At 72.5% G+C, this 18653-nt stretch carries 21 protein-coding genes; 12 read left to right on the top strand and 9 right to left on the bottom strand.

Annotated elements, in window-relative coordinates:
• The first annotated feature begins 103 nt into the window (after positions 1-103).
• The 5 genes from ACF08D_RS15640 to ACF08D_RS15620 all read left to right on the top strand — a co-directional run bounded on the left by ACF08D_RS15640 (position 104) and on the right by ACF08D_RS15620 (position 4517).
• On the top strand, positions 104-556 hold the full coding sequence (locus tag ACF08D_RS15640) for an Lrp/AsnC family transcriptional regulator (RefSeq protein WP_392223112.1): 453 nt from the start codon (positions 104-106) through the stop codon (positions 554-556).
• Positions 557-603: 47 nt separating this feature from the next.
• On the top strand, positions 604-1767 hold the full coding sequence (gene mqnE / locus ACF08D_RS15635) for an aminofutalosine synthase MqnE (protein ID WP_392223111.1): 1164 nt from the start codon (positions 604-606) through the stop codon (positions 1765-1767).
• 111 nt (positions 1768-1878) lie between these two features.
• Positions 1879-2406 carry a GNAT family N-acetyltransferase gene (locus tag ACF08D_RS15630; protein WP_392223110.1) on the top strand — a complete coding sequence of 176 codons (528 nt, stop codon included), beginning with the start codon at positions 1879-1881 and terminating at the stop codon, positions 2404-2406.
• A 141-nt stretch (positions 2407-2547) separates the two neighbouring features.
• Positions 2548-2802, top strand: a complete 255-nt coding sequence (locus ACF08D_RS15625) for a DUF4229 domain-containing protein (protein ID WP_392223207.1) — start codon at positions 2548-2550, stop codon at positions 2800-2802.
• Between the two features lie 350 nt (positions 2803-3152).
• Positions 3153-4517 carry a dicarboxylate/amino acid:cation symporter gene (locus ACF08D_RS15620; protein WP_392223109.1) on the top strand — a complete coding sequence of 455 codons (1365 nt, stop codon included), beginning with the start codon at positions 3153-3155 and terminating at the stop codon, positions 4515-4517.
• A gap of 103 nt (positions 4518-4620) precedes the next feature.
• Here the strand turns inward: ACF08D_RS15620 and ACF08D_RS15615 are convergent, their stop codons facing one another.
• The gene (locus ACF08D_RS15615; protein WP_392223108.1) at positions 4621-5796 is read right to left on the bottom strand and encodes a S8 family peptidase; all 1176 of its coding nucleotides are present in this window, start codon (positions 5794-5796) and stop codon (positions 4621-4623) included.
• A gap of 266 nt (positions 5797-6062) precedes the next feature.
• On the opposite strand from ACF08D_RS15615, the gene ACF08D_RS15610 reads away from it, so the two are divergent.
• Entirely contained in the window at positions 6063-6680 is a 618-nt protein-coding gene (locus ACF08D_RS15610) for a TetR/AcrR family transcriptional regulator (protein ID WP_392223206.1), read from the top strand.
• Between the two features lie 72 nt (positions 6681-6752).
• Here the strand turns inward: ACF08D_RS15610 and ACF08D_RS15605 are convergent, their stop codons facing one another.
• The 3 genes from ACF08D_RS15605 to ACF08D_RS15595 form a co-directional block, all read right to left on the bottom strand.
• Positions 6753-7787 (bottom strand): hypothetical protein, encoded by a 1035-nt coding sequence (locus tag ACF08D_RS15605; protein WP_392223107.1) that lies wholly within the window; start codon positions 7785-7787, stop codon positions 6753-6755.
• An 11-nt stretch (positions 7788-7798) separates the two neighbouring features.
• Positions 7799-8407: a hypothetical protein gene (locus tag ACF08D_RS15600; RefSeq protein WP_392223106.1), complete on the bottom strand. Its 609-nt coding sequence runs from the start codon at positions 8405-8407 to the stop codon at positions 7799-7801.
• 205 nt (positions 8408-8612) lie between these two features.
• Positions 8613-9548, bottom strand: a complete 936-nt coding sequence (locus tag ACF08D_RS15595; RefSeq protein WP_392223105.1) for a MaoC/PaaZ C-terminal domain-containing protein — start codon at positions 9546-9548, stop codon at positions 8613-8615.
• A gap of 119 nt (positions 9549-9667) precedes the next feature.
• Here ACF08D_RS15595 and ACF08D_RS15590 point away from each other — a divergent pair, with 119 nt between their 5' ends.
• The gene (locus tag ACF08D_RS15590) at positions 9668-11533 is read left to right on the top strand and encodes an AMP-dependent synthetase/ligase (protein WP_392223104.1); all 1866 of its coding nucleotides are present in this window, start codon (positions 9668-9670) and stop codon (positions 11531-11533) included.
• 48 nt (positions 11534-11581) lie between these two features.
• On the opposite strand, the gene ACF08D_RS15585 is transcribed toward ACF08D_RS15590, so the two are convergent.
• Positions 11582-12388, bottom strand: coding sequence for a maleylpyruvate isomerase family mycothiol-dependent enzyme (locus tag ACF08D_RS15585; protein ID WP_392223103.1), 807 nt, complete (start codon positions 12386-12388; stop codon positions 11582-11584).
• A 221-nt stretch (positions 12389-12609) separates the two neighbouring features.
• Between ACF08D_RS15585 and ACF08D_RS15580 the strand changes: the two genes are divergently transcribed.
• Positions 12610-13221, top strand: a complete 612-nt coding sequence (locus ACF08D_RS15580; RefSeq protein WP_392223102.1) for a dihydrofolate reductase family protein — start codon at positions 12610-12612, stop codon at positions 13219-13221.
• Between the two features lie 13 nt (positions 13222-13234).
• Here the strand turns inward: ACF08D_RS15580 and ACF08D_RS15575 are convergent, their stop codons facing one another.
• Entirely contained in the window at positions 13235-13630 is a 396-nt protein-coding gene (locus ACF08D_RS15575) for a DUF1992 domain-containing protein (RefSeq protein WP_392223101.1), read from the bottom strand.
• A 145-nt stretch (positions 13631-13775) separates the two neighbouring features.
• Entirely contained in the window at positions 13776-13979 is a 204-nt protein-coding gene (locus ACF08D_RS15570) for a cold-shock protein (protein WP_017948713.1), read from the bottom strand.
• A 277-nt stretch (positions 13980-14256) separates the two neighbouring features.
• Here ACF08D_RS15570 and ACF08D_RS15565 point away from each other — a divergent pair, with 277 nt between their 5' ends.
• From ACF08D_RS15565 to ACF08D_RS15550, 4 genes are all read left to right on the top strand, one after another.
• Positions 14257-15147 carry a menaquinone biosynthetic enzyme MqnA/MqnD family protein gene (locus tag ACF08D_RS15565; RefSeq protein WP_392223100.1) on the top strand — a complete coding sequence of 297 codons (891 nt, stop codon included), beginning with the start codon at positions 14257-14259 and terminating at the stop codon, positions 15145-15147.
• Positions 15148-15247: 100 nt separating this feature from the next.
• The gene (mqnC, locus tag ACF08D_RS15560) at positions 15248-16447 is read left to right on the top strand and encodes a cyclic dehypoxanthinyl futalosine synthase (protein ID WP_392223099.1); all 1200 of its coding nucleotides are present in this window, start codon (positions 15248-15250) and stop codon (positions 16445-16447) included.
• Positions 16448-16454: 7 nt separating this feature from the next.
• Positions 16455-17054, top strand: a complete 600-nt coding sequence (locus tag ACF08D_RS15555; RefSeq protein ID WP_392223098.1) for a hypothetical protein — start codon at positions 16455-16457, stop codon at positions 17052-17054.
• A 31-nt stretch (positions 17055-17085) separates the two neighbouring features.
• Positions 17086-17778, top strand: a complete 693-nt coding sequence (locus ACF08D_RS15550; RefSeq protein WP_392223097.1) for a demethylmenaquinone methyltransferase — start codon at positions 17086-17088, stop codon at positions 17776-17778.
• Positions 17779-17794: 16 nt separating this feature from the next.
• Here the strand turns inward: ACF08D_RS15550 and ACF08D_RS15545 are convergent, their stop codons facing one another.
• Positions 17795-17986, bottom strand: a complete 192-nt coding sequence (locus tag ACF08D_RS15545; RefSeq protein ID WP_392223096.1) for a PLDc N-terminal domain-containing protein — start codon at positions 17984-17986, stop codon at positions 17795-17797.
• A 114-nt stretch (positions 17987-18100) separates the two neighbouring features.
• On the bottom strand, positions 18101-18649 hold the full coding sequence (locus ACF08D_RS15540; protein WP_392223095.1) for a GNAT family N-acetyltransferase: 549 nt from the start codon (positions 18647-18649) through the stop codon (positions 18101-18103).
• Positions 18650-18653: the final 4 nt, after the last annotated feature.

Genomic DNA, 18653 nt, shown 5'->3' with positions numbered 1-18653 from the left:
GATCTTCTTTGATCATCTGAAACATCACAGGGCATTGGCTCTGTGCGCCTTTGATTCTACAATGAAACGCGCTGTGTTGCTGAATAATGGAAGGCTTCAGGCTATGGACGCCGTGGATAGGCAGCTCATCCAGGCTCTTCGGGAGAACGGCAGGGCCTCGTACGCCGAGCTCGGCCGGCTCGTCGGGCTCTCCGGGCCCTCCGTCACCGACCGCATCAACCGCCTGGAGGCGGCGGGCGTCATCACCGGCTACCGCGCCACGGTGGACTCCGCCTCGCTGGGCCTCGGCGTCACCGCGCTGATCGGCATCTCCCTCTCCGACGCCGCCGACCACGAGGACGTGGCCAGGCGCCTGAAGGACCTCGCCGAGATCGAGGACTGCTGGTTCATCGCCGGTGACGACTCCTTCATGCTCAAGGTCCGGGCGAGCGACGTGGACGGGCTGGAGAAGACCATCCGCCGGCTCTCCGGGACGAAGGGTGTCTCCCGGACCCGGACGACGATCGTGCTGTCGACGAAGTGGGAGAACCGGGTCGGCGACCTCCCCGAGGAGTGAGGGGCGTACGGTGGTGGAGCCCGATTGACACACGTATGGGAGGCGTCATGGACGCGGGGCTCAAGCGCGAGCTGGAGGACAAGGTCAGGGCCGGTGAGCGGCTGACCCGCGAGGACGGCATCGCCCTGTACGCGTCCGACGACCTGGCGTGGCTCGGCGGCCTCGCCCACGAGGTGCGGACCCGCAAGAACGGCGACGTGGTCCACTTCAACGTCAACCGGCACCTCAACATGACCAATGTGTGCACCGCCTCGTGCGCGTACTGCTCCTTCCAGCGCAAGCCGGGGGAGAAGGACGCCTACACGATGCGCATCGAGGAGGCCGTCCGGCTGGCCAAGGCGATGGAGGGGGAGAACCTCACCGAGCTGCACATCGTCAACGGGCTCCACCCCAACCTGCCGTGGCGCTACTACCCGCGGTCGCTCAGCGAGCTGAAGAAGGCCCTGCCGAACGTCTCCCTCAAGGCGTTCACCGCCACCGAGATCCACCACTTCGAGACGATCTCCGGGATGTCGGCCTCCGACATCCTCGACGAGCTGATCGAGGCCGGCCTGGAGTCGCTGACCGGCGGCGGCGCGGAGATCTTCGACTGGGAGGTCCGCCAGCACATCGTGGACCACCGCACCCACTGGGAGGACTGGTCCCGGATCCACCGGCTGGCGCACGAGAAGGGGCTGAAGACCCCCTGCACCATGCTGTACGGGCACATCGAGGAGCCCCGGCACCGGGTGGACCACGTGCTGCGGCTGCGCGAGCTGCAGGACGAGACCGGCGGCTTCCAGGTCTTCATCCCGCTGCGCTACCAGCACGACTTCGTGGACATGCAGGACGGCAAGGTCCGCAACCGGCTCCAGGCGCGCACCACCATGGCCACCGGCGCGGAGGCGCTGAAGACGTTCGCGGTCTCCCGGCTGCTCTTCGACAACGTCCCGCACGTCAAGGTCTTCTGGGTGATGCACGGCGTGCAGACGGCGCAGCTCGCCCTCCAGCACGGCGCGGACGACATGGACGGCTCGGTCGTCGAGTACAAGATCACGCACGACGCGGACAACTACGGCACGCCCAACAAGCTGACCCGCGACGACCTGCTGGACCTCATCCGGGACGCCGGCTTCCGCCCGGTGGAGCGCAACACCCGGTACGAGATCATCCGCGAGTACCCGGGCCCGGACGCCGGCCGCCGCGAGTCGCCGCAGCCGATGCGCGTCTGACCCGGCGCGCGGGCCGCTCCGGGGCGCGCTCCGGGCCGGTCACCGGGCGTCCGGTGACCGGCCCGCGGACGGCCGCCCGGGCCCCGCGCCGCGCCGTTTATCGTCGTACGCATGCCGCTGACCTTCGAACTGGACCCGCCGGTCGACCCGGCGCTGCGCGACGGCGTCCTCGCCCTGTGGGCGGACGTCACCAACGCCGGGGGCTCCGTCGGCTTCGTCCCGCCCGTCACCCCGGACGACATCCGCCCGGAGTGGCTCAAGCACCTCACCGCCCTGTCCGAGGGGCGCACCCGGCTCCTCGTCGGCCGCGACGAGCAGGGCGCCGTCGCCGCCACGGCCTTCATCACGTACAACACCCACCGCCTGATGACGCACTGGGTGTGGCTCTACACGGTGATGGTCCACCCCCGCCACCAGGGCCGGGGGTACGGGCGCGACCTGATGGCCGCGACGGAGGAGGCGGTCCGCGGCTTCGACGGCATCGAGGGCATCCGGCTCACCTGCCGGGGCGGCACCGGCAACGACCGGTTCTACGCCGCGTGCGGCTACAAGGAGGTCGGGCGGGTGCCCGACGCCATCCGCGTGGCCCCGGGCGACGACCGCGACGACATCATCATGTATCTGCCGCTCACCCCCTGAATTGATCGATTCGTCACGTGCTTCACTGGTCGGACAGGAACGCCGCACCAGGGCGGCCGCGCCGTACCCAGGAATACGAAGGAAGAAGGTCCCGCCGTGTCCGCTGCCACCCGCACGAGCGCCACGATCCGGTACACCCTCATGCGTCTCGGTGTCTTCGTGGGCTGCTTCCTCGCCCTGTGGGGTCTGGTGTACGTCGGCGCGCTGCCGCGGGGCCTCGGGGACTCCAACCTGCTCTGGGTGCTGCTCCTGGCCATCGTGATCTCGGCGCCCCTCAGCTTCGTGCTGCTGCGCAAGCAGCGGGACGCGATGTCCGCGCAGATCGTCGAGAAGGTGGACAGCGCCAAGGCCCGCCTGGAGGCCAACCGCACCCGTGAGGACAGCACCGTGCAGTGACATGCCCCACACCCCTGCCGCACCCCCGTGCCGAAGCCGCGCTTCGCACGGGGGTGTTGGCGTCCGGGGCCCCGCCGGCGGACCCGTCTCCCACCCGTACCCCAAAGAAGAGCTTTGAGGTTCTCAAAGTTCAAGTGTTAACGTGTTCGACGTGACGACAGCAGTGCGCCTCCGAGACGACGCCATGAGCATCCCGCTCGTGGCGCGCCTGCATGTCGATCTCTGCCGCTGTATGTCCGCGGTCTGTTGCCGCGCAGTCTGACCCGGCATCATGCAGCGGCGCCGCCGTAAGGCGCGTGCGCCGCACCCCTCGTCCCGTATTCCCCGATACGTACCACTGGAGTGTGTCCGTGTCCGCGTCCGCGAGCACCGAAGCCCCCGCGAAGCGCAGCCCCCGCCTCCCCAAGGTGCCCTTCTGGGCCCAGATCGTCGCCGGTCTCGTCCTCGGCGTCGTACTCGGCTGGGTCACCCGCACGTATGACGTGCAGTGGCTGCACACCACCCTCGACCAGATCGGCCACATCTTCGTCCAGCTGCTGAAGCTGGCCGTCGCGCCGCTGGTCTTCTTCGCCATCCTGGTGTCCATCACCAACCTGCGGAAGGTCAACAACGCCGCCCGGCTGGCCACCCGCACCCTGCTCTGGTTCATGATCACCTCGCTGATCGCGGTGGCCATCGGCCTCACGATCGGCCTGCTGACCAACCCGGGCGCCGGCACCGGCCTCACCCCGAAGGACGGCGAGAAGCCGGAGAACGCGGGCTCCTGGCTGGACTTCCTCACCGGCATCATCCCGACCGACGTCGTCACCCCGTTCACCGAGCTGAACGTCCTCCAGATCGTCTTCATGGCCGCCGTCGCCGGTATCGCCGCCCTGAAGCTCGGCGACAAGGCCCAGCCGATCCTCACGCTGAGCCAGTCGGTGCTGGAGCTGCTCCAGAAGGCCCTGTGGTGGGTCATCCGCCTCGCGCCCCTCGGTACCGTCGGCCTCATCGGCTACGCCATCGCCGACTACGGCTGGGACCTCATCGGCAAGTACGCCACCTTCACCGCCGACGTCTACATCGGCTGCGCGCTGGTGCTGTTCGGGGTGTACCCGCTGCTGCTGGCGACCGTCGCCAAGGTCAACCCGGTGCAGTTCTTCAAGGGCGCCTGGCCCGCCATCCAGCTGGCCTTCGTCTCCCGCTCCTCCGTCGGCACCATGCCGGTCACGGCCAAGGTCACCGAGCGCCTCGGGGTGCCGAAGGAGTACACCTCCTTCGCCGTGCCGTTCGGCGCCACGACCAAGATGGACGGCTGCGCCGCGATCTACCCGGCGCTCGCGGCGATCTTCATCGCCCAGATCTTCGACGTCCAGCTCGGCATCGGCGACTACCTGCTGATCGCGTTCGTGTCGGTGATCGGCTCGGCCGCCACCGCCGGCCTGACGGGCGCCACGGTCATGCTGACCCTGACCCTGTCCACGCTGGGCCTGCCGCTGGAGGGCGTCGGCCTGCTCATGGCGATCGACCCGATCCTCGACATGATGCGTACGGCCACGAACGTCGCCGGCCAGGCGCTCGTCCCGGTCGTCGTCGCCGCCCGCGAGAAGATCCTCGACCTCGACGCCTACAACACCGCCTCCTCGTCGCCGATCGACGGTGACGACGACGCCACCGCCCCCGGTGACGGCGCGCGGGAGGACGGACGGAAGGCGGCCGTACCGGCCACCGCCTGAGCCGTAAGCCGCAGTCGCGAGACGCGTGACGCGTGACGCCGACGCGTGACCGGGTGCCCCCGGCCCTGCCGTACAGGGCCGGGGGCACCCGCGCGTCCGGGCTTCAGAGCCCGCCGGTCTGGAGCAGCCGGTTGGGGGAGCCCTTGCTCACCGAGAGGACGTCCTTCACGGACTGGTCCATGATCCAGCCGTAGGTCCCCGCGGGCGTCGCCGAGGGGTTTTGCGCCGTGTACAGGGCGGCCACGCCCGCGACATGGGGGCTGGCCATGGACGTGCCGTTCAGGGTGACGCTGCCGCCGCCGAGCCGTGCCGAGACGATGGCCGCGCCGGGCGCGTAGATGTCCAGGCACGGGCCGAAGTTGGAGAAGTCGGTCTCCCGGTCCAGATGGTCGGTGGCCCCGACGGTGAGCACCCGGGCCGCGCTCGCGGGCGAGACCCCGCACGCGTCCGCCGAGTCGTTCCCGGCGGCGACCACCGGCAGGACGCCGCCGTCGGACAGGGCGGTGGCCGCCCGGTTGAGGCTGTCGCTGCGCGGGCCGCCCAGCGAGCCGTTGAGGACGGCGGGCCGGGCCGCGTTCCTGGCCACCCAGTCCATGCCGGCGATCATGCCCGCGTACGAGCCCCTGCCGTCGCAGCCGAGGACCCGGACGCTCACCAGCCGCACCGACCGCGCGACGCCGAAGGTCGCCCCGCCGACGGTGCCCGCCACATGGGTGCCGTGCCCGTTGCAGTCCTGGCCGCCCCGCCCGTCGCCCATGGCGTCGAACCCGGGCACCGCCCGCCCGCCGAACTCCGGGTGCCGGTAGTCGATGCCGGTGTCCAGCACGTACGCGGTGGCCCCCGCGCCGGAGCCGTTGACGTGGAACTGCCGGTCCAGCGGCAGATAGGGCTGGTCGATCCGGTCCAGCCCCCAACTGGCGGCGGGCACCCGGACCGTGGGCCCGGAGGGCACCGGGGGCGCGGAGACGACCGTGTCCTGCTCGACGGCGGCCACCTCCGGGAAGGACCGCACGGCCGCGAGCTGGGAGGCGTCCAGCCGTGCGGCGAAACCGTGCAGCACGCGCGCGTACTCGTGCAGCGGGGTGACCCCCACCCGCTGGGTCAGCTGGACCGCCGAGTGCGGGCCGGGCTTCAGGGTGACGATGTACTGGCCGGGGACGGCGGCCGGGGAGGTGAGCAGCGGCGCGGGCTCGGGCGGGGCGGCGGCGGTGGCGGGGGTGGCCGCGAGCGGCAGCAGCAGGAGCAGCGCGACGCAGGCGCGGCGCAGGGACAGCCTCATGCAGGTACTCCGATCGGGAGTTCTGGCGAAGAGCGACCATGTCAGCGAATCAGCCCCCGGCACCTGCGGGTATCACTCACCGGAGTGATGTGCATACTTTCGGTGGCGAACGGCGCATGTGTCGGTGGCCCATGTGCGCGGCACACGCGCCCGCGCGCCCTCGCGCCGGGCTTAGGCTTACCGACGACCGAGGAGCGGGAGGACGGGCGTTGAAGAGCACGGGGGCGAGGGCGAAACGCCTGCCGCGGGCCGAGCGTGAGCAGCAGATGCTGGACGCGGCCGTCCGCACCTTCGGGCAGCGCGGGTACCGGGCGGCGTCCATGGACGAGATCGCCGAACTGGCGGGTGTGTCCAAGCCGTTGGTGTACCTCTACCTGAACTCCAAGGAGGACCTGTTCACGGCCTGCATCCGCCGTGAGGCCGCCGCGCTGGTCGCCGCCGTGCGCGCGGCGGTGGGGGAGGGCGCCGGCGAGGACGCGGCCGGGCCGGGGGCGCCCGCCGACCGGCAGCTGTGGGCGGGCCTCACCGCGTTCTTCACGCACACCGCCGAACACCCGGACGGCTGGGCGGTGCTGCACCAGCAGGCCCGCACCCACGGCGAGCCGTTCGCGGCGGAGGTGGCCGCCATGCGGGACGAGCTGGCGGCCTTCGTCACGGGCCTGATCGCCGAGGCCGCCCGGGACGCCCACCAGGCCGCCGCGTTCGGCGACCGTGACGTCTCGGGCCTGGCTCAGGCACTGGTGGGCGCGGCCGAGTCGCTGGCGCAGTGGGCCAACGAGACCCCGGGCGTGACCGCCCGGGAGGCGGCCTCGACCCTGATGAACTTCGCCTGGACGGGCCTGTCCGGCCTCATGGACGGCCGCCGCTGGTCACCCACCCGGTGACGTGTGCCCGCCGTGACCCGCGGCACGGGCCGCGCCCGCCCCGGAGCCGGTCCGGGACGGGCGGGTGTGCCGTCAGGGCGCGTCGGGCACGAGCGGACGGACCGTGAACCCGCACTGCTCCTTGATGCGTTCCGCCACGCGGGGAGCCGCCGCGCCGGCCTCCTGCTCCAGCGCCGTGTCGCCCTTGAACCAGGCGATCATCACGGTGAAGTCGGCGGCCACCGGGCCCGTCTCGGACGGGACGAGCACCTCCAGATAGGCGGCCAGCTCCTCGGCGCTCAGGGTGCCGCCGGACGCGGCGTCGAACGGTTCGGCGGCGGCGCAGTACGGCGTGGGCGCCTTCCCCGCCCCCTCCGCCTTCGCGTACCGGGCCACCGGGTCCAGATCGAAGTGGTCCTCGGCGACGGGATCGGGCTCCGCGGTGGCGAGGACCTGGGTGACGGCCTGCGCGCTCTTGCCCGCCGTCAGCTCCTCGACCGTCGGGTCGGCGATCGAGGCCGCCTCCTCCGACGCGGTGGCCCGGAACGCCGCCACGTCGATGACGTCCCCCTCCAGTTCGCCCTTGCCCACCTTCGCTGAGTCGTACGGCATGGCCGCGCCCGTACCGATGCGCGACCACTCGCCGTTGCCGAAGCGCGCGAGCGCGATCACATAGCTGTGGCCGGGCTCCAGCCGCGCGGCGCCCTCGCGGGCGATCGGGGTGCGGACATCGCCCTTGAAGGACCAGCCGTCCACGGTGGTGGTGACGGTGCCGGGCAGCGCCGGAGCCTGCGCCCGCGACCACAGGACGTCCGTGACCTCCATCGTGACGTCCCGGCTCAGATAGCCCTCGCCGGCCTCCTGCTCCTCGGCGGACGCGGGGGCCGCGGTCTCGGACGTCACCCGCACCACCGCCACGTGGTCGCCGTAGGAGACCCAGTCCTCCGGGGTGTGCGACGGCAGGCTCTCCTTGGCGTGACCCATGATCTTCGAGGGGCGGGCGGAGTCCGCCGCGGCCCGCGAGGGGCCGCCGTCGGCCGCGCTCACCGCGATCCAGGTGCCGGCGCCGGCGAGGAGGGCCGCGCAGGCCAGCGCTCCGGTGGTCTTCTTCGCTCTGGTGCTCGTCATGACCCGGCCTCCTAGTACACGTTCTTGATGTTCGTGCGGTTCATGGAGCCGAGGGAGTACACGTCGTTGGTGGACATGCAGCCCAGGCTGCTGTGGGTGTTGCTGATGCGCGGGTTGGAGTCGCGCCCGTGCGCCAGCCCGACCGAGTGCCCGGTCTCGTGGCAGACGTCGGACCCGTTGATCGGGCCGACCTCGGCGGTGCTGGAGTTGTAGCGCACGTAGTGCTGGTCGCAGCGGAGGGTGGTCACCGCGTCGTCGCACCAGGTGATGCCTATGGTGTCGGCGGGCAGGGCGCCGGACTGGTTGACGAGGTCGGTCTCCGAGCCCCCCGTGTAGGTCCCCTTCGAGGCGTAACTGACGTTGAGATCGGTCGGGTTGTACTGGGCGGTGATCGTGTTGCGGATGGTGGTCTTCACGCTGTTGGGCACAGTGCCCTGGTTCCAGACCGTGAAGCTGTTGTTGTCCGTCTGGCAGAACGTGCCGTTGGACATGGTGCCGTCGTAGCACTGCCATCCGTAGTTCGGGAACATGTTGTCCACGCTGACGGCCGTTCCGGTTCCGAAGGCCAGAGCGGTCGTCGCCGTGGCGATCACGACACCGGCCCTCCATGCGAAGGTCATTCCTCAGCTCACCCACAGACCAAGTTGGGACGCGGTGGCGCGCCCATCGGTTCCCCCGCGAGTGCATGGGGCGGGAGTGAGTTAAGGCGAGGGGCGGGGAAAGTGAGCAAGCGGTGAAGACGCTGGCCATTCATCGCCCGATTCTGGCCGGAAATCACCCGTGCAAGCGTGAGGTTGCAGGCATTCCTCACAAGAGTTTTCTCTGTCAGGAAAGCGGATCCATCGGCTGGAAAGACCCATGGCAATGCGGCCGGTTCTTTTCGTCCAGCAGAGCGAAGCTCCCCGCTCCGGCCACGTGAGTGACGGTGGAAGGAAGAGGAACGGGTGTCTTGAACTCCGCTTCCGCTTGAACGGCGCCGGACGCATACGGGGGCAGGGATTCCGCCAGGCACCGGGCGAAGGTCCACATGCCGTGGGCGATCGGGCGGCGGAAGCCGAACGGCCGGGCGGTGAGCGGGTGCAGGTGGATCGGGTTCAGGTCGCCCGACACCCGGCCGTAGCGGCGGCCCAGGCCGGGGCCCAGGCGCCATACGGCCCGCGCGGGCAGCGGGCCGGTGGCGGGCGCCGGGTCCTCGCAGCCGGGGCCGGTGGTGGGCGCCCCGGCGGGCGGCTCGGGGGTGTCACGGCCCGCTCCGGTGGGCCTCCCGTGGCGGGCCAGGTAGCCGCTGCGGGACTCCCAGACCGGCTCGCCGCCCACCCGCGCCTCGGTGACCACCGTGGCCTCGGTGCCGCGCCGGTGCGGGGCGAACCCCTCGGCGCGGACCGCCAGTTCCAGGGGCTCGGCCGGGCGCAGGTGCCGGTGGCCGGCGACCTCGATCCGGGTGTGGACCAGCCCGAGGAGCGGCAGCGGGAAGTCCCGCGCGGCCATCAGGCGCAGGGCGAGCGGGAACGCCAGGACGTGGGGGTACGGCAGCGGGACCGGCCCCTCCGCGGGGAACCCGCAGACCCGGGCGTACGCCGCGAGCCGCGCCGGGTCGATCCGTACGCCCGGTACGACGAGCCACCCGCCCGGCGGGGCGCCGACCTCCGGGGCCGGCCGCCGGGTGAACGGCGACCGCAGCGCCCCCGCGGCGAGGCTCAGCGGCAGGGAGGGGAGCCGGCCGGGTGGCGCGGCGGCGGTGTGCGGACGGCGCTCGGGCATTGTCCTGGCTCCCTGCTCGGCCCTAGATTTACTCCGGAGTAAGGTTACTCGGAAGTCAGGAACGGGTCGAGACGGCTGCACTCGGCCCGCCCCGGCCCGGCCCGACGAAGGAGCCGCACGTGACGCCCGCCCCCCTCCAGCCGCCGCGCGAAGTCTCCGAACCGCCCCTCGTCCCGCCCGTGACGAGCGGGTCCCTCGCCGACATCCCCTTCGACAACGCCCGCGAGGCGCCCGCCGATCCGGTGCTCGGCCGCAAGGACGCCGAAGGGACGTGGACCGACGTCACGGCCGCCGCCTTCGCCGCCGAGGTCCTCGCCGTGGCCAAGGGGCTCGTCGCGGAGGGCCTGCGCCCCGGCGACCGGCTCGCCATCATGGCCCGTACCACCTACGAGTGGACCCTGCTCGACTTCGCCGCCTGGGCCGCCGGGCTGATCACCGTGCCCGTCTACCCGACCTCCTCCGCCCTCCAGGCGCGCTGGATCCTCCAGGACTCCGGCGCCGCCGCGTGCGTCGCCGAGACCATGGACCAGGCCCGCCTCCTCAGCGGCGAACGGCGCCAACTGCCCGGCCTGCGGCACCTGTGGGTGTTCGACGGCGGAGCGGTCGGCGCCCTCCGGCAGGCGGGCCACCGGATACCCGACGAGGTCATCACCGCCCGCCGGGCCGGACTGTCCCCGGAGTCCGTCGCCACCCTCATCTACACCTCCGGCACCACCGGCCGCCCCAAGGGCTGCGTCCTCACCCACGGCAACTTCTTCGCCGAGGTCGACAACGCGGTCGGACTCCTGCACCCGGTCTTCCGGTCCGTCAGCAAGGACCCCGCCTCCACCCTGCTCTTCCTGCCCCTGTCCCACGTCTTCGGACGGATGGTCGCCATCGGCTGCCTGCGGGCCCGGGTGCGCCTCGGCCACGCCCCCTCGATCCGTACGGAGGACCTGCTGGCCGACCTCGCGGGCTTCCGTCCGACGTTCCTGCTCGCCATCCCGTACGTCCTGGAGAAGGTCTTCAACACCGGCCGCGCCACCGCCGAGAAGATGGGCCGCGTCGCCTCCTTCGACCGGGCCGCCGCGATCGCCCGGCGGTACGGGCAGGCGGTGGAGGCCGCGCAGCACGGCACCGGCCCCGGCCCCTCGCGCGGACTGCGGCTGGCCCGCGCGCTGTACGACCCGCTGGTCTACCGCCGCATCCGGGCGGCCCTCGGCGGGCGCGTCCGGTACGCCATCTGCGGCGGCTCGCCGCTGGGCCGGCGCCTGGCGTCCTTCTACGCGGGCGCCGGCGTCGACGTCTTCGAGGGGTACGGCCTGACGGAGACCACCGCCGCGTCCACCGTGACCCCGCCGCTCAGGCCCAAGCTGGGCACGGTCGGCCGCCCGCTGCCCGGCACGTCCGTACGGATCGCCGCGGACGGGGAGGTGCTCCTGCGGGGCGGCCACGTCTTCACCGGCTACTGGGACGCCCAGCGCGGCACGGCCGTCCCGGCGGTGGCCTCCGACGGGTGGCTGGCGACCGGCGACCTGGGGGCGCTGGACGAGGACGGCTACCTCACCATCACGGGCCGCAAGAAGGACCTCATCATCACCTCGGGCGGCAAGAACGTCACCCCCGCCCCGCTGGAGGACTGGCTGCGCGCCCACCCGCTGGTCTCCCAGTGCGTCGTCGTCGGCGACGACCGCCCGTACGTCACCGCCCTGATCACCCTGGAACCGGACGGCCTCGCCCACTGGCGCCGGATGAACAAGAAGGACGGCGTGCCGCTGAAGGACCTCGTCGAGGACGAGGACCTCCGCGCCGCCCTCCAGCGCGCCGTGGACGAGGCCAACCGCCTGGTCTCCCGCCCCGAGTCCATCCGCCGCTTCCGGGTGCTGGCCACCGACTTCACCGAGGAGGCCGGACACCTCACGCCCTCGCTGAAGCTCAAACGGGCCGCCATCGCCCGGGACTTCGCGGCGGACATCGACGCGCTGTACGCCGGCGACGGCCGCTGACCGCGGCGACGGGCCCCTCCCCGCGCGCCCCCGACCCGCTCCAGAGGGTCAGAACAGCACCCGCGCCGCCGCCAGCGCCGTGACGTCGGCGGGGTCGCCCTGGTAGACGATGTCGCCCACCGGCGGGCGGCCCGAGAGGTGGCGCATCAGCGTCAGGGCGTCCGTCTCGACCACGACGGCCGGCCGGCCCCGGCCCAGGGTCCAGCGCCCGCCCGCCGGTCCGGAGAGGTCCAGGAACGCCGGAGGGCCGGAGTAGTCGAGGGCCAGGTCCAGCAGCACCTGGCTCACGACCTCCTTGTCGTGCTCGTGCAGGACCGGCTCGCGGCCGGTTGCGTCGCAGATGTCCACCCGGTGCATCCAGGTGTCGCGGGTGACGACCACCCGGGCCAGGAAGTCCAGGGAGTCCTCGGCCATCGCCCGGGCCTCGGGGAACACCGTGCTCAGCCGTATCCGCCGCCGGGCGCCCGCCGGAACCCGCTCCAGCGCGCGCAGCGCGGCGGGCCCGAAGCGGGCCAGCTGCACGGGGAGGGTGCCCGGCTCCACGGACCGGCGGGCGTCGACCTGGTACTGGTTGTGCGCGGCCAGCGGGGACAGGCCGGGGTGGCGCCGGCGGCCGGCCACCGCACGGCCCAGCAGCAGCCAGGGCCGGGCCAGCTCCTCGTACTGCCCCACCACGTGGCACGCCACGTCGCGCACGGTCCAGCCCGCGCAGGCGGTGGGGCGCGACCAGTCGGCCGGTTCGAGCGCCTCCAGGGCGGTGACGGCCGCCCGGACCTCGGCGGCGTTCACGGCCCGGGCGCGCAGCGGGTGGGTGCGCGGGATGCCGAGGGCGGCGGCGGAAGCGGTGGTGGCCATGCGGGCCTCCCTGAGGTCTCCCCGCGTGGGCAGGGCGTGCTCCCCGAGACACGTCTCACGCTACGCCGGTGGGGTCCGGTTTTCCCGCCCGCGACGAGCCCGCGACGAGCCCGCGACGGGTCGGCGACGGGTCCGCGATGAGTTACGCCCGGCGCGCCGGTCTGCCCTTCAGGGGGCCGCGTACACGCGCGGGACACCCGGCACACGGAGGAGCGGGAACCATGACCAAGGTCTGCACCGGCGCCAGCATGTCCCTGGACGGCTACGTCTCGGGGCCCGGCGAGACGGGCTTCGACAAGCTCTTCGCCTGGTACGACAACGGCGACATCACCGTCGAGACCACCCACCCCGAGCTGACCTTCCACCTCACCGACGTCAGCGCCACCTACTGGCGGCGGCTGGTCGCGGAGACCGGGGCGCTGGTGGTCGGCCGGAAGCTGTTCGACATGACCGAGGGGTGGGGCGGCGAGCACCCGATGGGGGTGCCCGTGGTGGTCCTCACGCACACGGTGCCGGACGGCTGGCCCCGTGAGGGGGCGCCCTTCCACTTCGTCACGGACGGCGGCGAGGAGGGCGTACGGCGGGCGGTCGCCCTGGCCCGGGAGCTGGCCGGCGACCGGGACGTAGTGGTGAACTCCGGGACGATCGCCCAGCAGTGCCTGGACGCGGGGCTCCTGGAGGAGGTCGGCATCGACCTGGTGCCGGTCCTGATGGGCGGCGGGACGCCCTTCTTCACGGACCTGAGGAACGCCCCGTACCAGCTGGAGGGGCCCGTCTCGCTGGCCGAGGGGAGGCAGGTCACGCACCTGCGCTACCGGGTGCGGTACGCCTGAGGGCCCCGTGCCGCTACGGGAACCCCCGGCGGCGGACCAGCTCGTCCGCGTCGAGGGGCGCGAGCCGCAGCGGGGGGCCGGGGGGCGGGCGGCGGATCGCCGCGGCGATCTTCTCGTTGACCGCGGCGACGATCCGGCGGACCTCCGCCTCGCTCGCCGCCCGGTCGACCGCCTCCAGCGCGTCCTCGGCCTCCTTGCGGAGGGCGAGCGCGGGCGGCAGGACCGGGGCGATGCCCTCGCGGTGCATCTTCCCCCTCACCCACCACATCTCGTCGTAGGGGGCGGAATCGTCGGCCAGCGGCTTGCCGAAGCCGGGGAGGTCGCGGAAGTCGCCGCGCTCCGCCGCCTCACGGATCTGCTTGTCGACGAATGACTCGAAATCGACGCCGGGCGGTTTGCGTTCGGTCATGCCTTCGAGAATACGGCCGCCCGCTCGGGCGCGGGGGCACAAGGCAGGAGCCCTTTCCCCCGGCGCTGCGGCCGGGCGGAAAGGGCTCCTTGGGTACTGCTCAATCGGTGGTACAAAAGTCGTGCGCGATCGCCGACCCGGGCAATTAGGCCGGGGTGACGTTCTCCGCCTGCGGGCCCTTCGGGCCCTGGGTGACGTCGAAGTTCACGACCTGGTTCTCCTCGAGGGAGCGGAAGCCGGTCGCGTTGATCGCGGAGTAGTGGACGAAGACATCCGGGCCGCCGCCGTCCTGGGCGATGAAGCCGAAGCCCTTTTCAGCGTTGAACCACTTGACGGTTCCGGTAGCCATAAGCCCTCCTATGGGCCAAAGGGTTGCCCTGCTCCAGAACCTGCCAAACAAGTCTGAAAACTACAAAAGCCTGCGGGTCACATGCTCCGCAGGCTCTGTACTGCAAGGGAAACCAAACTGCAACTTGCGTCGAGCCTAGCACGCAGCGTGTGTGCATGGGTAGAGGGAAAGATCACGTCACCCGGACGTTTGACAATGTTCATCCAGGCTGACGATCCGACCGCGGGCCGGAGGCCCCGGCGGTGCCGGTCCGGGTGGGCGGGGCTAGCCTCACGATGTGGACAATTCAACCGACGACCCCCACGAGCTGCGGAGCCGGCCCCGCGTCGGCCACATCCAGTTCCTGAACTGTTTGCCCCTCTACTGGGGCCTCGCCCGTACCGGAACGCTCCTCGATCTGGAGCTGTCGAAGGACACCCCCGAGAAGCTCAGCGAGCGGCTGGTGCGCGGCGACCTCGACATCGCCCCCGTCACCCTCGTCGAGTACCTGCGCCACTCCGATGGTCTGGTCGCCTTCCCCGACCTGGCGGTCGGCTGCGACGGGCCCGTGATGTCCTGCGTGATCGTCTCCAAGCGGCCGCTGGAGGAGCTGGACGGCGCGCGCGTGGCGCTCGGCTCCACCTCCCGCACCTCGGTGCGGCTGGCGCAGCTGCTGCTCGCCGAGCGGCACGGGGTGGCCCCCGACTACTACACCTGCCCGCCCGACCTCGGGGTGATGATGCAGGAGGCCGAGGCGGCGGTGCTGATCGGCGACGCCGCGCTGCGGGCCTCGCTGCACGACGCCCCGCGGCTGGGCCTCCAGGTCCACGACCTGGGGCGGATGTGGAAGGAGTGGACCGGGCTGCCGTTCGTCTTCGCGGTGTGGGCGGTCCGCAAGGACTACCTGGCGCGCGAGCCGAGGGTGGTGCGCCAGGTCCACGAGGCGTTCCTGGCCTCCCGGGACCTGTCGCTGGAGGAGGTCGCGGAGGTGGCCGAGCACGCGGCGCGCTGGGAGGCGTTCGACGCCGTGCTGCTGGAGAAGTACTTCACCACGCTGGACTTCCGCTTCGGGCCGGACCAGCTGGAGGGCGTGCGGGAGTTCGCCCGCCGGACCGGCCCGGGGACCGGCTACCCGGCCGACGTGGCGGTGGAGCTACTGGCCTCGCCGGAGCCGGCGGCCCACCGGTAGGACGGCGCGGTTCCGCGCGGACGACCCGCGCGGAACCGGGCCCGGGGGCGGCGGTTAGGCTGGTCCGGTCCGTCCACAACCCTGTCGAAAGGGACACCCGGTGACCGAGAAGGCCGACCTTCAGTCCGTCCTGGACCGTGCCGCCGCGGGTGGGCGGATCACCCCCGAGGAGGCGCTCGACCTCTACCGGTCGGCCCCGCTGCACGCGCTGGGCGCGGCGGCGGACGCGGTCCGGCGGCGGCGGTACGCCGGTACGGAGCACATCGCGACGTACATCATCGAGCGCAACATCAACTACACCAACGTCTGCGTGACGGCGTGCAAGTTCTGCGCCTTCTACGCGCCGCCCAAGGACACCGCCAAGGGCTGGACCCGCGACCTGGACGACATCCTGCGCCGCTGCGCCGAGACGGTGGAGCTCGGCGGCACGCAGATCATGTTCCAGGGCGGGCACCACCCGGACTACGGCGTGGAGTACTACGAGAAGCACTTCGCGGCCATCAAGAAGGACTTCCCGCAGCTGGTCATCCACTCCCTGGGCGCCTCCGAGGTCGAGCACATGGCCCGGATCTCGGGCGTCTCCGTCGAGGAGGCGATCACCCGCATCCACGCGGCCGGGCTTGACTCCTTCGCGGGCGCCGGCGCCGAGCTGCTGCCGGAGCGCCCGCGCAAGGCGATCGCGCCGCTGAAGGAGTCGGGCGAGCGGTGGCTGGAGATCATGGAGATCGCCCACGGGCTGGGCGTGGAGTCGACGTCCACGATGCTGATGGGCACCGGTGAGACCAACGCCGAGCGCATCGAGCACCTGCGGATGATCCGCGACGTGCAGGACCGCACGGGCGGCTTCCGCGCCTTCATCCCGTACACGTACCAGCCGGAGAACAACCACCTCAAGGGCCGCACCCAGGCGACGCTCTTCGAGTACCTGCGGATGATCGCCGTCGCGCGGCTGTTCCTCGACAACGTGGCGCACATCCAGGGGTCGTGGCTGACCACCGGCAAGGAGATCGGCCAGCTCACGCTGCACTACGGCGCGGACGACCTCGGCTCGATCATGCTGGAGGAGAACGTGGTCTCCTCGGCGGGCGCCAAGCACCGCTCCAACCTGCGCGAGATGATCGAGATGATCCGCACCGCGGACCGCGTCCCCGCGCAGCGGACCACGACGTACGAGCACATCGTCGTCCACGACGACCCGGCGGACGACCCGGCCGACGACCGCGTCGCCTCGCACATCTCCTCCACCGCCATCGAGGGCGGCCTGGCCCACCCCGAGCTCAAGCTGCTCCCCGCCACCTGAGCCGGCCGTGCTGACGATCCACGTGGCCGGGGCCACGCCCGGCACGGCGGTGCTGGTCGAGGGGTCCGTCCTCGCGGCGATCGGCCCGTACGAGGAGCTGGCCGCCGCCCGCCCCCACGCGCGCGTGCGGCGGTGGCCCGGCATCCTCACGCCGGGGCTGCTCAACCCGTACGGGCCCGAGCTGCTGGAGCAGACCTACCACCCCGACCCGCGCGAGGCCGACCGGTACGGCACCGAGCCGGTCACCGGGGAGCGGGCGCGGGCGATCTTCCGCGCCGACCCGGCCCGGCAGGGTGCCAGCGCCCGGCGCGGGGTGCAGCGGCTCCTGGCGCACGGCACGGTCGCCGTCGCCGGTGAACTGCGCGGGCGGGCCGCCCTGGACGCGGTGCGCCGGGCGGGCCTGGCGGTGGGCGCGCGGCCCGCGCCGCCGCCCGGTGCCCCCGCGCTGTCGCCGCGCCCGCTGGTGCTGCTGCCCGCCCTGGTGGTGGGCGGCCCGGCGCGGTTCGCGGTGTTCGACGTGCCGGACCGCGAGGCGCTGGTGCGGCTCGGCGCGTCCACGTGCGTGGCGACCGTGATCGGCGGCCGGCTCGTCCACAGGCGGGCGTAGCCGGCCGGGGCCCGCCTGCCACAATGGGCGGGTGACCCGAGCAACCCTGGACAAGCAGCCGCACGAAGTCGCCTCCATGTTCGACGACGTCGCCGCGAACTACGACCTCACCAACGACGTGCTCTCGCTCGGCCAGGACCGGCGCTGGCGCAAGGAGGTCGCCAGGGCGGTCGGCGCGCGGGCCGGGGACAAGGTCCTCGACCTCGCGGCGGGCACCGGCACCTCGTCCCTGCCGTTCGCCCGGGCGGGCGCCTTCGTGGTGCCGTGCGACTTCTCGCTGGGCATGCTCCGCGAGGGCAAGAAGCGGCACCCGTGGCTGCCGCTGACGGCGGGCGACGCGACCCGGCTCCCCTTCCGGGACGGCGTGTTCGACGCGGTGACCATCTCCTTCGGCCTGCGCAACGTGCAGGACACCGAGGGCGCGCTGCGCGAGCTGTACCGGGTGACCCGGCCGGGCGGACGGGTCGTCATCTGCGAGTTCTCGCACCCCACCTGGGCGCCGTTCCGGACGGTGTACGAGGAGTACCTGATGCGCGCGCTGCCGCCGGTCGCGCGGGCCGTGTCGTCCAACCCGGACGCGTACGTGTACCTGGCGGAGTCCATCCAGAGCTGGCCCGACCAGCCGGCGCTGGCCGGCCTGCTCCAGAAGGCCGGCTGGTCGAAGGTCGCCTGGCGCAACCTGACGGGCGGCATCGTGGCCCTGCACCGGGGCACGAAGCAGTAGCCCGCCCGGGGGCCGTTCAGGCGGGCCGCTTGCCCAGGTTCCGCCAGGCGACGGCGCCCAGGACGGGGCACAGCACCATGAGGACCAGCCAGCCCGCCTTGGGCAGCACGCGCACCCGCGGCGCCGGTGTCCTGACGCAGTCGGCCAGGGCGTAGAGGTACAGCGCCGCGACCAGGGCGTAGAGCGCGACGAGCAGCACCGAGGACATGGACCACCTCCCGTGCCGGCCCACGTTAGGCGGCGCCGCCCCGGGACCGCTGCCCTCCCGGGCGGGAGGAGGGGCGGCCGGCGGTGCCCGGACGGGCCGGCGCCCGCTCCCGGGTCACCACTCCAGGCGGTAGCAGTACCCCTCCTGGCCGCCGCTGCCGGGGATGGCGTACGTCTCCGCGCGCTCCATGCCCAGCCGGCGCGCCACCGCCATGGACCGCTCGTTGCGGGTGTTGACCATGGCCACCACCCGGTCCACCCCCGCGGCCCGCACCCGGTCCAGGGTGGTGCGGGCGGCGGCCGTGGCGTACCCCCTGCCCCACGCGGACCGCGCCAGCCGCCAGCCGATCTCGATCTCCCCGGCCGGGCCCCAGGCGTGCGGCCACGGCTGGGCGCCGGTGAAGCCGACGACCTCGCCGCCGCCGTCCAGCAGCGTCCACAGGCAGAAGCCCCGCTCGGCGTCGTGCCGCCGCTGGCGGGCGGTGAACTCGTGGTAGACGGACAGCTCGGCCGGGCCGCCCTGGAAGTACTCCATGACCTCCGGGTCGTCGAACACCCGGTGCCAGGCGTACGCGTCCTCGTGGGTCGGCACGCGCAGCCGTACGGCGGGCGCGGCCGGCCCGGCGGGCGCGGGCTCGACGGCGGCGGGGAGCAGCTCGGTCATCGGG

It is taken from the genome of Streptomyces sp. NPDC015131, assembly GCF_043079975.1.
Classification (GTDB): domain Bacteria; phylum Actinomycetota; class Actinomycetes; order Streptomycetales; family Streptomycetaceae; genus Streptomyces.
This window is presented reverse-complemented; position numbering and strand designations above follow the sequence as displayed.